The following is a 12,499-nucleotide window of genomic DNA, read 5'->3' as shown; positions in this document are numbered from 1 at the left end:
GAAGGACCCGCGCCAGGGCGGGCGGAAAGACGGGAACGGCAAGGCCTCGGCCATCGCCGCTCATGGGGCGAAAGTATATTTGCCGGGGAATCGTGGATAATCTGGCGATTTCGAGAAGCAGCCTTACACGGGGAGTAACAATGGACACGCTCCACAGCATGCGGGTTTTCGTGCGGGTGATAGACACCGGCAGTTTCACCGCCGCCGCCCAGGCCATGGACCTGTCCACCGCCCAGGTGTCGCGGCTGGTGTCGGAACTGGAGCAGCAGCTGCAGGCCCGCCTGCTGCACCGCACCACCCGCCGCCTGGCGCTGACCGAGGTGGGCGAGCGTTACCTGCAGCGTTGCCGGCAGATCCTCGGCGAGGTGGACGAGGCCGCCGCCGAGGCCCGTGGCGCCCATCTCAAGCCCCACGGGCGCCTGCGCGTGCACACCATGACCGGCCTCGGCCTGCAGCACCTCACCCCGCTGGTGGCGCGCTATACCGAGCTCTACCCGGAGGTGGTGGTGGAGCTGACGCTGTCCCAGCGCACTCCCGACCTGCTGGAAGACGGCCACGACGTGATCATCACCTTCGCCCGCGAGCTGCCCGACTCCCAGATGGTGGCCCAGGTGCTGGGGCCGATGTTCAGCGTGCTCTGCGCCGCGCCCGGCTACCTGAAGAAGCACGGCGTGCCCATCGGCCCGGCGGACCTGCAACAGCACCGTTACCTGCGCCTGCTGGACCCGCTCTACGAGGACAGCTGGGTGTTCAATGGCGAGCACGGCGAGTTCAACGTGCTGCCGGCCGAAAGCTTCCAGGTCAATGTGGCCGAATCCCTGGCCAAGGCCGCCCAGGCCGGCATGGGCATCTGCCTGCTGCCCTCCTTCGTCGCCTGCCCGCCCGTGCGCGAAGGCAAACTGCTGCGGCTGCTGCCGGAGTACCGCCTGCGCGAACGCAACATCTACGCGATCTACCCCTCGCGGCGCTTCCTCGACGCCAAGATCAAGACCTGGGTGGAGTTCCTCAAGGCCGAGCTGCCGCCCCTGCTGACCCAGGACGAAGCCCTGCTGGAAGATCCGAAGCACTGGGCGATCAACGCAAAATTATTGCGCCGAGAGAAATAGTCATTCACTGAAACCACTATTTTTCGCCTGTCATGACCTCCCTAAGATGGCGCCATGTTTCGCAAGAAACCATCCGAGAGGCTCAAGACATGCAACGCAATGTGATTTTTACCGCCATTTTCGCCGCTTTTTCCCTGTTTTTCTCGCAACTGACCCTGGCCGAAGAATCCAACACCTTTGTTGCGCGCAACGCAGCGCTGGCCGAGCAGCGCGCCGATGCCGCCCAGCAGGAAGCCGTCGCCAGGCAGGGCACCGAACAGCACAAGCAGGCCGACGTCCGCCAGGACAGCTGATCCCGGTTTTCCCGCTCTCTACCTCCTGACGTTGATGCGTGACAGCTCCTATATCGACGTCCTGTTCAGGCCGCTCACGATGAGCGGCCTTTTTTTGCATTGTCCACAGGGAACGCCGGGAGGTTTAAGTTCCCCGAGTGGCAGGGTGAGGTCGGAGACTCCGCAGGATGAGGCCGGTGCCGGCCTGCGAAGGGCAGCGCAGCTGCCCCGAAATCTTCCCCAAAAATGAAAAAGGCCGGCATCTCTGCCGGCCTCTTCATGGGCACTTCCAGCGTCAGGCGGCGGCCGGACGCAAGGAGTAGGTCTTCAGCTGTTCGGCGAAGTCGCGCAGGGACTGGATGCCGCTGGCCTCGGCCTCGTGCACCCACTGCTTCATGGCTTCGAGCATGTCGTGGCCGTTGCTGCTGGTCTTCACCCAGATCTGCTGCAGCGCCAGGCGCTTCTCGTAGATCACCTTCAGTGCCTGGCTCTGCTCCAGCATGGCGGCGATGCGCGCCTGGTGGCCCTCGTCCAGCAGGCTGGTCTCGCGGGACAGCAGGCGCTTGGCGCGGCGGAACAGGTGGCGCACCGACTCGTCGGCCTTGGCCAGTTCCTGCTTCACCAGCGGCGCGATCACCAGCTTGCGGTACTGGGCCATGATCTGGAAGCGGTTGTTGAGGATGGCCATGGCGGTGTCCATGTCCAGGTTGCCCTTGCCTTCCACGCGGTGGGCGATGGGCGCCACGCGCTGCACCTTGGCCAGGCCCAGCACGCTGAACAGCTTGATCCAGGCCCAGCCCATGTCGAACTCCCACTTCTTCACCGAAAGCTTGGCGGAGTTGGGGTAGGTGTGGTGGTTGTTGTGCAGCTCCTCGCCGCCGATGAGGATGCCCCAGGGCACCAGGTTGGTGGCGGCATCGCGGCATTCGAAGTTGCGGTAACCGATGGCGTGGCCCAGGCCGTTGACCACGCCGGCGGCCCAGAACGGGATCCAGACCATCTGCACGGCCCAGACGGTCAGGCCGAGGGCACCGAAAAGCGCCAGGTCGATCAGCGCCAGCAGCGTCACGCCGCCGATGGGGTAACGGGAGTAGACGTTGCGCTCCAGCCAGTCATCCGGGCAGTTCTTGCCGTAGATGCGCAGGGTTTCTTCGTTCTTCGCCTCGATCTGGTAGAGCTCGGCGCCTTTGCGCAGCACGGTCCACAGGCCCTTGACCACCGGGCTGTGGGGGTCGTCGGCGGTTTCGCACTTGGCGTGGTGCTTGCGGTGGATGGCAGTCCACTCGCGGGTGTTCATGCCGGTGGTCAGCCACAGCCAGAAACGGAAGAAATGCTTGAGCGCCGGATGCAGCTCCAGGGAGCGGTGCGCGGAATAGCGGTGCAGATAGACGGTGACGCTGACGATGGTGATATGGGTCAGCACCAGGGTGACCGCCACCAGTTGCCATGGCGACAGGTCGAGAAATCCGTTGTACCACATGGATGGTGTTGCCTCGGGTGAAGTGATCGGGGCTCATCGAACAAGCCAGGCCCCGATTATCACAAAGCGCCTGCAGAAAACCATCCCGTCTTTTAGATAGAAGCCCCCCGGTCGTCGGTTGCCTCCTATAATGCGCTCCTTCGCGTTTGTCGCAGCCAGGAAGGCCGAATCCATGCGTTCCAAGTTCAGCGCTCTCAGACTGGTGCTGCCCTATTTCATTCTCGCCAGCCTGTGGGTGCTGTTCAGCGACCGCATGCTCGCCGCCCTGGTGGGCGACCCCGGAAAGCTCGCCGAACTGCAGACCACCAAGGGCCTGCTCTTCGTCCTGATCACCAGCCTGCTGCTGTTCGCCCTGGTCTGCCTGCACCTGCGCCGCCTGAAGGGCTACCTGGACGCCCGTCGCGCCCATGAAAGCAGCCTGCGCCAAGCCGCCGCGGTGTTCGACAGCACCCAGGAAGGGGTGCTGGTCACCGATGCCGAGAGCCGCATCGTCCACGTCAATCGCGCCTTCGCCCGCATCACCGGCTTCGAAGAGGCCGAGGTGCTGGGCGAGAACCCGCGCATCTTCAGCTCCGGGCGCCACGCCCAGGCCTTCTACCAGGCCATGTGGAACGCTCTGGAGAACCGCCGGGAGTGGAGCGGCGAAGTGTGGAACCGACGCAAGGACGGCGAGATCTACCCGCTCTGGCAGAACATCCGCGCCATCCATGACGACGACGGCCAACTGACCCACTACGTCGCGGTGTTCTCCGACATCAGTGCTATCAAGCGCTCCCAGCGCGAACTGGACTTCCTCGCCCACCACGACCCCCTGACCAACCTGCCCAACCGCCTGCTGTTCACCGAGCGTGTCGAGCAGGTGCTGGAGCGCGCCCACCGCGAGAACCAGGGCGGCGCCGTGCTGCTGCTCGACCTGGACCATTTCAAGCACATCAACGAAAGCCTCGGTCACTCCCAGGGCGACCGGCTGCTGAAGATGGTCGGGGTGCGCCTGCAGGCGCTGCTGGGAGGCGGCATGACCCTGGCCCGCCTGGGCGGCGACGAATTCGGCCTGCTCTGGGACGACTGCCCCCAGGCCGAGCAGGCGGCGGACCTGGCCGAGCGCATCCGCATGCAACTGGCCAAGCCCTTCCATCTCGGCGGCCGCGACCTGTTCATCGGCACCAGCCTGGGCATCAGCCTGTTCCCGACTGACGGCGGCCAGGTCGAGCAGGTGATGCGCAATGCCGACTCGGCGCTGTTCAAGGCCAAGAGCGCCGGACGCGACACTTATGCCTTCTACAGCCAGGAGCTGACCGAGCAGGCGCACCAGCGCGTCGAGCTGGTCAGCGCCCTGCGCCGGGCCCTGGAACAGGGCGAACTGCGGGTGCACTACCAGCCGGTGCGGCGCCTGGCCGATGGCCGGCTGATCGGTTTCGAGGCGCTGGTGCGCTGGGAGCATCCCGAACGCGGCATGGTGTCGCCAGGCGAATTCCTGCCGATTGCCGAAGAAAGCGGCCTGATCGGCAATATCGACGCCTGGGTTCTGGAGCAGGCCTGCCGGCAGATGCAGCGCTGGCTGGAACAGGGACGCGAACTGGCCTTCGTCGCGGTCAACCTGTCCTGCCGGCTGTTCCGCCGCGCCGAGCTGGGAGGCGACGTCGAGCGGATCCTGGCCATCACCGGCCTGGCACCGCAATACCTGGAGCTGGAGATCACCGAAAGCGCGGTGATGGAGGATCCGGACACCGCCGAAGCCCTGCTCACCCGCCTGCGCGAGCTGGGCGTGCGCCTGGCCATCGACGATTTCGGCACCGGATATTCCTCGTTGCAGCGTCTCAAGCGCCTGCCGGTGCACAAGCTGAAGATCGACCAGAGCTTCGTCCGAGGGCTGCCGGAAGACCAGAACGATATCGCCATCGCCCGCGCCGTTACCGCCCTTGGCCACAGCCTCGGCCTCAGCGTACTGGCCGAGGGCATCGAGGCCGCCGAGCAGGCAAGCTTCCTGCGCGACCTGGGCTGCGACTACGGCCAGGGCTACCTGTTCAGCCGCCCGCTGCCGGTGGCGGCGGTGGAGAAGCTCTGGCAACCGGCCTGAGCGCCACAGCGGGCCCCGGCGCTCCCCGTGCGTCACTGGACACAGCACGCAAGACAAGATTTCGGTTATATAAAAATTCTTAAATAGTATTTTTAAGAATATTCAGACCCTGCCTAAGATGCGCTCCATGCCACGCGGAAAACCCATCCCGTCCATCGCCGCGTGCAAGATCAACAGGAGCACGACCATGAGCGCAACCCTCCGCAGCCTGGAAGGCCAGGACGAAGCCAGCATCCTGCGTGAAATCCAGAGCGCCCTGCACGGCCTGCGTTTCGGCTCGGTGGAGATCACCGTGCACAACGGCCAGGTGGTGCAGATCGAGCGCAAGGAAAAGTTCCGCCTGCAGCAGCCGAACAACCGCCACAGCTGATCACGAGTTCTGCGCCGCAGGCTCGAGGCCCGACCGGACGGCCGGAGGGCGTTTCGACGAACCCAAAACAACCAGCCCTAGCCAACACCTAAAAAGAATTCAGTCTTCCAGGAGCTCGATAATGTCGATTCGCCGTTTCGCCCTCGCCGCCCTCGCCAGCGCCCTGATCGCCGGCCCGGCTGCCGCCGCCACCGAACTGCTCAACGTGTCCTACGATCCGACCCGTGAGCTCTACCAGGAATACAACGCCGCCTTCGCCAAGCACTGGAAGGCCGAAGGTGGCGACGATGTGAAGGTCCAGCAATCCCACGGTGGCTCCGGCAAGCAGGCCCGCGCAGTGATCGACGGCCTCAAGGCCGACGTGGTGACCCTGGCGCTCGCCGGTGACATCGACGAGCTGCAGAAGATCGGCAAGCTGATCCCGGAAAACTGGCAGGCGCGCCTGCCGCAGAACAGCACCCCCTACACCTCGACCATCGTGTTCCTGGTGCGCAAGGGCAACCCCAAGGGCATCAAGGACTGGGGCGACCTGACCAAGGAAGGCGTGGAAGTCATCACCCCGAACCCCAAGACCTCCGGCGGCGCCCGCTGGAACTTCCTGGCCGCCTGGGCCTGGGCCAAGAAGCAGTACGGCAGCGACGCCAAGGCCCAGGAATACGTGAAGGAGCTGTACAAACACGTGCCGGTGCTGGATACCGGCGCCCGTGGCTCGACCATCACCTTCGTCAACAACCAGATCGGCGACGTGCTGCTGGCCTGGGAGAACGAAGCCTTCCTGGCCCTGAAGGAACAGGGCGGCGAGAACTTCGAGATCATCGCGCCGAGCCTGTCGATCCTCGCCGAGCCGCCGGTATCGGTGGTCGACAAGAACGTCGACAAGAAGGGTACCCGCAAGGTGGCCGAAGCCTACCTGCAGTACCTGTACAGCGAGGAAGGCCAGCGCATCGCGGCGAAGAACTTCTACCGTCCGCGTAACGAGAAGGTCGCGGCCGAGTTCACCAAGCAATTCCCGAAACTGGACCTCGTGACCGTGGACAAGGACTTCAACGGCTGGAAGGAAGCGCAACCCAAGTTCTTCAACGACGGCGGTATCTTCGACCAGATCTACCAGGCGCAATGATCGCCGAGGCGAAACCGTGGCAAGTAGGGTGGATCACGCTTCACCGATCCACCATCGGCCTCCACGGGGTGCCGCTGGTGGAAGTGAAAAGCGACTTCCACCCTGCTGCCTGATGGGTCCCCACCCATCGACGGGGCTCCAGGGATGGAGCGAAATCCAGGCCTGATCCACGGATCGGGCCTGTTTGCCGGAAGCGGCTCGACGGGGCCGGTTCCGGAAAAACCAAGCGTTCCAACGCAGAGTAAGGACAGAACATGTCACGACGCATCTCCCCGGTCATACCCGGCTTCGGGCTGACCCTGGGATACACCCTGGTGTATCTCAGCCTGCTGGTCCTGATCCCACTGGGAGCCCTGTTCCTCAAGACCACCGAGCTGACCTGGGTCCAGTTCTGGACCATCATCAGCGCCCCCCGCGTGCTCGCCGCCCTCAAGCTCAGCTTCGGCACCGCCCTGGCCGCCGCGGTGATCAACGGCATCATCGGCACCCTGCTGGCCTGGGTGCTGGTGCGCTACGACTTCTTCGGCCGCAAGGTGATCGACGCCATGGTCGACCTGCCCTTCGCGCTGCCGACCGCGGTCGCCGGTATCGCCCTCACCGCGCTCTATGCGCCGGCCGGCCTGGTGGGCCAGTTTGCCACCGACCTCGGCTTCAAGATCGCCTACACCCCGCTCGGCATCACCCTGGCGCTGACCTTCGTCACCCTGCCCTTCGTGGTGCGCACGGTGCAGCCGGTGCTGGCGGACATTCCTCGCGAGGTAGAGGAAGCCGCCGCCTGCCTCGGCGCCAAACCACTGCAGATCTTCCGCCATGTGCTGCTGCCGGCCCTGCTGCCGGCCTGGCTGACCGGTTTCGCCCTGGCCTTCGCCCGCGGCGTGGGCGAGTACGGCTCGGTGATCTTCATCGCCGGCAACATGCCGATGAAGACCGAGATCCTGCCGCTCTTGATCATGGTCAAGCTGGACCAGTACGACTACACCGGCGCCACCGCCATCGGCGTGCTGATGCTGGTGGTGGCCTTCATCCTGCTGCTGCTGATCAACCTGCTGCAGCGCCGCATCGAAACCCCTTGAGGAGAACGCCATGAGTTCCGCAACGCTGACCACAGCGTCCTCCGCCAACGCCGCCCGCCGCGGCAGCGCCTGGGGTCGCCGCATCCTGATCGTCGCCGCCTGGCTGGCCTTCGCCCTGTTCCTCCTGCTGCCGCTGCTGGTGGTGCTGAGCGAGGCGCTGAAGCAGGGGCTGGGCACCTTCTTCACCGCCATCTTCGAGCCGGACGCCCTCTCCGCCCTGAAGCTGACCCTGATCGCCGTGTTCATCTCGGTGCCGCTCAACCTGGTGTTCGGCGTGGCCGCCGCCTGGTGCGTGAGCAAGTACGAGTTCCGCGGCAAGAGCCTGCTGGTGACCCTGATCGACCTGCCGTTCTCGGTCTCGCCGGTGATCGCCGGCCTGATCTACGTGCTGCTGTTCGGCGCACAGGGCTACTTCGGCGAGTGGCTGCAGGACCGCGACATCCAGATCGTCTTCGCCGTGCCCGGCATCGTCCTGGCCACCATCTTCGTCACCTTCCCCTTCGTCGCCCGCGAACTGATCCCGCTGATGCAGGAACAGGGCACCCAGGAGGAAGAGGCCGCGCGCCTGCTCGGCGCCAACGGCTGGCAGATGTTCTGGCACGTGACCCTGCCGAACATCAAATGGGGCCTGATCTACGGCGTGGTGCTCTGCACCGCGCGGGCCATGGGCGAGTTCGGCGCGGTATCGGTGGTCTCCGGCCACATCCGCGGCGTCACCAACACCCTGCCGCTGCACGTGGAAATCCTCTACAACGAGTACAACCACGTCGCCGCCTTCAGCGTCGCCAGCCTGCTGCTGGTCCTGGCCTTGTTCATCCTACTGCTCAAGCAGTGGAGCGAGTCGCGTCTTTCCCGCCTCAAATCCAGTGCTGATGAGGAATGATTCATGAGTATCGAAATCCGTAACGTCAGCAAGAACTTCCACGCCTTCAAGGCGCTCGACGCGATCAACCTGGATATCCACAGCGGCGAGCTGGTGGCGCTGCTCGGCCCGTCCGGCTGCGGCAAGACCACCCTGCTGCGGATCATCGCCGGCCTGGAAACCCCGGACGTGGGCAGCATCGTGTTCCACGGCGAGGACGTCTCCCAGCACGACGTGCGCGATCGCAACGTCGGCTTCGTGTTCCAGCACTACGCCCTGTTCCGCCACATGACGGTGTTCGACAACGTCGCCTTCGGCCTGCGCATGAAGCCCAAGCGCGAGCGCCCGAGCGAGTCGGCAATCAAGGAAAAGGTCCACGAGCTGCTGAACATGGTGCAGCTGGACTGGCTCGCCGACCGCTACCCGGAACAGCTCTCCGGCGGCCAGCGCCAGCGTATCGCCCTGGCCCGCGCCCTGGCGGTGGAGCCGAAGATCCTGTTGCTGGACGAACCCTTCGGCGCCCTCGACGCCAAGGTGCGCAAGGAGCTGCGCCGCTGGCTGGCGCGCCTGCACGAGGAGATCAACCTGACCTCGGTCTTCGTCACCCACGACCAGGAAGAAGCCATGGAAGTGGCCGACCGCATCGTGGTGATGAACAAGGGCGTGATCGAACAGATCGGCGCACCGGGCGAGGTCTACGAGAACCCGGCCAGCGACTTCGTCTACCACTTCCTCGGCGATTCCAACCGCCTGCACCTGGGCGACGACCAGCACCTGCTGTTCCGTCCCCACGAAGTCTCGCTGTCGCGCCAGGAAGTGGCCGAACACCGCGCCGCCGAGGTCCGCGACATCCGCCCCCTGGGCGCCATCACCCGGGTGACCCTCAAGGTGGAAGGCCAGGACGAGCTGATCGAGGCGGAAGTGGTGAAGGACCACGACAGCCTGGTGGGCCTGGTGCGCGGCGAAACGCTGTTCTTCAAGCCCAAGGCCTGGCAGAAGGCGGCGGGGTTCTGAAATCGGGCAGAGGGGGCCAGCGCGGCCCCTTCTGAAGGGCGGCACCAGCAATGCCGGAAATCACGAGCAGCGCACAAATCACTCTTTCGGGTAATAGCCTCCGGGGCCGCTCGCAGTAGGCTGTGAACGCACCGCATCGACTCCTCAGAACAAAAAAAACAGGAGCACCCGACATGATCCGCAAGGTCCTGCTGTACCCGCTGCTCAGCCTTCTCTGCTTCGCCGCCGTCGCCCGTGCCAACGAACTGCCACCGCTGGAACAGGTGCAGGTCCACGCCAGCCGCGCCACCAGCAGCCTGCTGCTGTTCCGCGGCGAAGGCTTCCAGGAAGTCCACTCGGCCCGCATGCGGGCTGACCTCAAGGCGCTGGATGACGCCTTCATGCGCATCGCCGAGCCGAGCGAAGCGGTGCGCAAGACCCATGACGAACTCGTTACCCAGCTCGACCGTGGCGTTTCCTTTGGCCCCAACGAGGACGACATGCCCTGGCGCTACCCCCAGGAACTGGCCAAGGCCCTGCGCGACTTCCTCATCGCCGCCCGCACCCAGGCCGGTGACGCCGGAGGCGATGAATTGCCGGCCAAGGTGGAATACCTCAACGTGCAGTACCTGAGCCGCGCCTATATCGGCACCTTCGAGATTTCCCGCGAGAACGGCGACAGCTATATCGGCCAGGACGAACGCCGCCTGCTGCCGGACATCGACCAGCAACTGGCACCGCTGGACGACAAGGCGGACCCGAACCTGGCCAAACTGAAGACCCGCTGGAGCTTCCTGAAGGCCGCGCTGAGTGACATGAACAGCCAGAGCAACGCCCTGGTCAGCACCTCCGGCCGGCCCTACGCGCCGATGGTGGTGGACCGCCATGCGCGGTCGCTGAGTGGGCAGTTGCTGGCGCTGGATGCCCCGTCCCCCGCTCCGCGCCCCGGCCTTAACGCTTCGCGTTAAGGCGCTCATCGGCACAGGAAGCGGTGCTTCCGAAAGCGTGCCTCTTCGCCCCTGAAGAGGAGAGGGGTGACTCGCGCCTGAGACTTTGGATGCAGCCGGCAACTCGGAGCGGAATTGAGCAAGGCATCTGATCGCAGCACGGACTGCCCCCCCTCTCCCTTCAGGGAGAGGGGCTGGGGGAGAGGGATTGCGAGGTCAAACCGCCGCCTTCTTCCCCCGAATGCAGGTCGGCCCCGCCCGCTCTTCCACGGCGCGCTCGACGTCCTTGCGCATCCCGAACAGGAAGCCCAGCTCGGCCACCACGAACAGCGGCCCGATGATCAGCCCGGTGAGGTCGTCGACGAAGGCCGGCTTGCGCCCCTCGTAGTAGTGGCCGACGAACTGGATCACCCAACCCACCACGAACATGCCGAGGCCGGCGCCAAGCCAGATTGCGGTGTCCTGTACCGCGAGCGCTGCGCCCACCCAGAGGCTGAGCCAGAGCAGCACGGCCATCACCAGGCCGTAGCGCAGGTCGAGGCGGAAGTAATAGAGCGCCGACAGCAGGCTGACCGCCACTGCCGGGGACAGCCAGAGACCGAAGACGTCCAGGCCCGGGCGCGACAACAGCACGGCGACCGCCACCACGATCAGCGGGATGCCGACGAAGTGGCTGGCGATATTGCGGCGGTCGCGGTGGTATTCGGCGTACTGGCCAAGTTGCTGGATGAGGGTTTTCATTGTTTTGTCCTCGGGTTGGCGGGCAATTGCGCCGATAATGACGCCATGCCCGAAACGACCTCTGTCAGCTAGGCGACAAAGCCCATGACTGAATTCAAGCAGCACCGCGAACTCCTGCTCACCGGCCAATGGTTCAGCCAGTTGCCCGCCGCCCTGCGGGACGAGCTCCTGGCGATGGCCCAGTTGCGCCGACTGGAGCCGGGCCAACGGTTGTTCCGCCGCGGTGATTCGCCCTGTGGGCTCTATGCGGTACTGGAAGGCACGATGCGCATCGGCAGTGTCAGCGAAAGCGGCAAGGAAGCGCTGCTGGTGCTGGTGGAGCCGCCCCACTGGTTCGGTGAAATATCCCTGTTCGACGGCCAGCCGCGCACCCACGACGCCTTCGCCGACGGCCGGACGACCCTGCTCAACCTGCCCCAGGCGCCGCTGCTGGCCTTGCTGCAGCGGCAACCGGAACACTGGCGCGACTTCGCCCTGCTGATGAGCCAGAAGCTGCGCCTGACCTTCATCACCCTGGAGGAGATGAGCCTGCTGCCGGCACCCCAGCGCCTGGCCCGGCGGCTGCTGATGATCGCCGAAGGCTATGGCGGCCTCGCTGAACGACGGCGGGTGCTCCAACTGGCCCAGGAGCAGTTGGCGATGATGCTGGCGGTGTCGCGGCAAACCACCAACCAGATCCTCAAGGACCTGGAAGCCCAGGGCGCCCTGCGGCTGAACTATGGCGAGATCGAGATCCTCGACCTCGAACGCCTCAAGCGCGCGGCCGACGGCAAGCCGTAGGGTGCGCTGCGCGCACCTGGGATGGTGCACAAGAGACTCGGTGCGCACGGCGCTGTCGAGCCGGGCAACGTGATCCAGCAGGCCCAGGTGCTCAACCCCTGGTGGCTGTGGCCGCTGCAGGCCTTCTGCTTCAACTTCGGCAGTACCCACGCCATCCAGCACTTCGTGGTCAAGGAGCCCTTCTACATCCGCCAGATGACCGCCCCGGTGGTCCACCGGGTGATGCGCGAGATGGGCGTGCGCTTCAACGACTTCGGTACCTTCGTCCGCGCAACCGGCGCGACCCACCCTTGGTTAGGGCCCGGCCGGCAGCTCGCCGCCCCTATGATCGCGATACCGCGCACCACCGGCGCGCCTTCCCCGAGCACAGCTGCAAGCATGAGGTAGCGACATGAAAACCTGGATCTGCGTGGTCTGCGGCCTGATCTACGACGAAGCCAAGGGCTGGCCCGACGAGGGCATCCCGGCCGGCACCCCCTGGGCCGACGTGCCGGACGACTGGGTCTGCCCGGATTGCGGAGTCAGCAAAGGCGACTTCGATATGCAGGAGATCTGAGGTCGGTCCGACACGCCTTGTAGATCCTATGCAAAGGCCGCCCGCACGCCGATTCTTAATCCGGGGGATAGAAGGTTTGGCCCAGAGGAGGAATCGACATGCGGACGGCCTACGTTGAACAG

The 12,499-nt window shown here is 65.1% G+C and carries 13 protein-coding genes and 1 pseudogene; 12 read left to right on the top strand and 2 right to left on the bottom strand.

Annotated elements, in window-relative coordinates; genetic code table 11:
• Nucleotides 1-140: 140 nt before the first annotated feature.
• Together ACFPU0_RS04150 and ACFPU0_RS04145 are read left to right on the top strand one after the other, a co-directional pair.
• A complete protein-coding gene (locus ACFPU0_RS04150) occupies nt 141-1,106 on the top strand; it encodes a LysR family transcriptional regulator (protein WP_377691524.1) in 966 nt (321 codons plus the stop codon).
• 89 nt (nt 1,107-1,195) lie between these two features.
• Entirely contained in the window at nt 1,196-1,399 is a 204-nt protein-coding gene (locus tag ACFPU0_RS04145) for a hypothetical protein (protein ID WP_377691523.1), read from the top strand.
• Between the two features lie 274 nt (nt 1,400-1,673).
• Here the strand turns inward: ACFPU0_RS04145 and desA are convergent, their stop codons facing one another.
• A complete protein-coding gene (gene desA / locus ACFPU0_RS04140) occupies nt 1,674-2,858 on the bottom strand; it encodes a delta-9 fatty acid desaturase DesA (protein WP_377691522.1) in 1,185 nt (394 codons plus the stop codon).
• 172 nt (nt 2,859-3,030) lie between these two features.
• Here desA and dibA point away from each other — a divergent pair, with 172 nt between their 5' ends.
• The 7 genes from dibA (at nt 3,031) to ACFPU0_RS04105 (ending at nt 10,321) form a co-directional block, all read left to right on the top strand.
• Nucleotides 3,031-4,935, top strand: coding sequence for a phosphodiesterase DibA (dibA, locus tag ACFPU0_RS04135; protein ID WP_377691521.1), 1,905 nt, complete (start codon nt 3,031-3,033; stop codon nt 4,933-4,935).
• 187 nt (nt 4,936-5,122) lie between these two features.
• Nucleotides 5,123-5,305, top strand: a complete 183-nt coding sequence (oscA, locus tag ACFPU0_RS04130; RefSeq protein ID WP_377691520.1) for a sulfur starvation response protein OscA — start codon at nt 5,123-5,125, stop codon at nt 5,303-5,305.
• A gap of 121 nt (nt 5,306-5,426) precedes the next feature.
• A complete protein-coding gene (locus ACFPU0_RS04125) occupies nt 5,427-6,425 on the top strand; it encodes a sulfate ABC transporter substrate-binding protein (protein ID WP_377691519.1) in 999 nt (332 codons plus the stop codon).
• 254 nt (nt 6,426-6,679) lie between these two features.
• On the top strand, nt 6,680-7,498 hold the full coding sequence (gene cysT, locus ACFPU0_RS04120; RefSeq protein WP_377691518.1) for a sulfate ABC transporter permease subunit CysT: 819 nt from the start codon (nt 6,680-6,682) through the stop codon (nt 7,496-7,498).
• Nucleotides 7,499-7,508: 10 nt separating this feature from the next.
• Nucleotides 7,509-8,381, top strand: coding sequence for a sulfate ABC transporter permease subunit CysW (cysW, locus tag ACFPU0_RS04115; protein ID WP_377691517.1), 873 nt, complete (start codon nt 7,509-7,511; stop codon nt 8,379-8,381).
• Between the two features lie 3 nt (nt 8,382-8,384).
• Complete coding sequence (locus ACFPU0_RS04110; protein ID WP_377691516.1) at nt 8,385-9,374, top strand: sulfate/molybdate ABC transporter ATP-binding protein; 990 nt, start codon at nt 8,385-8,387, stop codon at nt 9,372-9,374.
• A 173-nt stretch (nt 9,375-9,547) separates the two neighbouring features.
• The gene (locus ACFPU0_RS04105; RefSeq protein ID WP_377691515.1) at nt 9,548-10,321 is read left to right on the top strand and encodes a hypothetical protein; all 774 of its coding nucleotides are present in this window, start codon (nt 9,548-9,550) and stop codon (nt 10,319-10,321) included.
• Nucleotides 10,322-10,516: 195 nt separating this feature from the next.
• Here ACFPU0_RS04105 and ACFPU0_RS04100 read toward each other — a convergent pair whose 3' ends face one another.
• Entirely contained in the window at nt 10,517-11,041 is a 525-nt protein-coding gene (locus ACFPU0_RS04100) for a DUF962 domain-containing protein (protein ID WP_377691514.1), read from the bottom strand.
• A gap of 84 nt (nt 11,042-11,125) precedes the next feature.
• Between ACFPU0_RS04100 and ACFPU0_RS04095 the strand changes: the two genes are divergently transcribed.
• The 3 genes and pseudogenes from ACFPU0_RS04095 (at nt 11,126) to ACFPU0_RS04085 (ending at nt 12,377) form a co-directional block, all read left to right on the top strand.
• Nucleotides 11,126-11,821 carry a Crp/Fnr family transcriptional regulator gene (locus tag ACFPU0_RS04095; protein WP_377691513.1) on the top strand — a complete coding sequence of 232 codons (696 nt, stop codon included), beginning with the start codon at nt 11,126-11,128 and terminating at the stop codon, nt 11,819-11,821.
• Nucleotides 11,822-11,866: 45 nt separating this feature from the next.
• Nucleotides 11,867-12,208, top strand: a pseudogene (locus tag ACFPU0_RS04090) (hypothetical protein); the annotation flags it as partial.
• A 4-nt stretch (nt 12,209-12,212) separates the two neighbouring features.
• Complete coding sequence (locus ACFPU0_RS04085) at nt 12,213-12,377, top strand: rubredoxin (RefSeq protein ID WP_377691512.1); 165 nt, start codon at nt 12,213-12,215, stop codon at nt 12,375-12,377.
• Nucleotides 12,378-12,499 lie beyond the last annotated feature (122 nt).

This window comes from Pseudomonas sp. GCM10022186, assembly GCF_042656385.1.
In the GTDB taxonomy this organism is placed as follows: domain Bacteria; phylum Pseudomonadota; class Gammaproteobacteria; order Pseudomonadales; family Pseudomonadaceae; genus Metapseudomonas.
Note: the sequence above shows the minus strand (reverse complement) of the source record. Positions and strands in the feature narration are given on the sequence as shown.

Bases quoted from the DNA above. Each gene is read 5' to 3' on its own strand.
- desA (WP_377691522.1), bottom strand. From the start codon at position 2,858: ATGTGGTACAACGGATTTCTCGACCTGTCGCCATGGCAACTGGTGGCG.
- cysT (WP_377691518.1), top strand. From the start codon at position 6,680: ATGTCACGACGCATCTCCCCGGTCATACCCGGCTTCGGGCTGACCCTG.
- ACFPU0_RS04095 (WP_377691513.1), top strand. From the start codon at position 11,126: ATGACTGAATTCAAGCAGCACCGCGAACTCCTGCTCACCGGCCAATGG.
- ACFPU0_RS04085 (WP_377691512.1), top strand. From the start codon at position 12,213: ATGAAAACCTGGATCTGCGTGGTCTGCGGCCTGATCTACGACGAAGCC.
- ACFPU0_RS04125 (WP_377691519.1), top strand. From the start codon at position 5,427: ATGTCGATTCGCCGTTTCGCCCTCGCCGCCCTCGCCAGCGCCCTGATC.
- ACFPU0_RS04145 (WP_377691523.1), top strand. From the start codon at position 1,196: ATGCAACGCAATGTGATTTTTACCGCCATTTTCGCCGCTTTTTCCCTG.
- dibA (WP_377691521.1), top strand. From the start codon at position 3,031: ATGCGTTCCAAGTTCAGCGCTCTCAGACTGGTGCTGCCCTATTTCATT.
- ACFPU0_RS04105 (WP_377691515.1), top strand. From the start codon at position 9,548: ATGATCCGCAAGGTCCTGCTGTACCCGCTGCTCAGCCTTCTCTGCTTC.
- ACFPU0_RS04100 (WP_377691514.1), bottom strand. From the start codon at position 11,041: ATGAAAACCCTCATCCAGCAACTTGGCCAGTACGCCGAATACCACCGC.
- cysW (WP_377691517.1), top strand. From the start codon at position 7,509: ATGAGTTCCGCAACGCTGACCACAGCGTCCTCCGCCAACGCCGCCCGC.
- oscA (WP_377691520.1), top strand. From the start codon at position 5,123: ATGAGCGCAACCCTCCGCAGCCTGGAAGGCCAGGACGAAGCCAGCATC.
- ACFPU0_RS04110 (WP_377691516.1), top strand. From the start codon at position 8,385: ATGAGTATCGAAATCCGTAACGTCAGCAAGAACTTCCACGCCTTCAAG.
- ACFPU0_RS04150 (WP_377691524.1), top strand. From the start codon at position 141: ATGGACACGCTCCACAGCATGCGGGTTTTCGTGCGGGTGATAGACACC.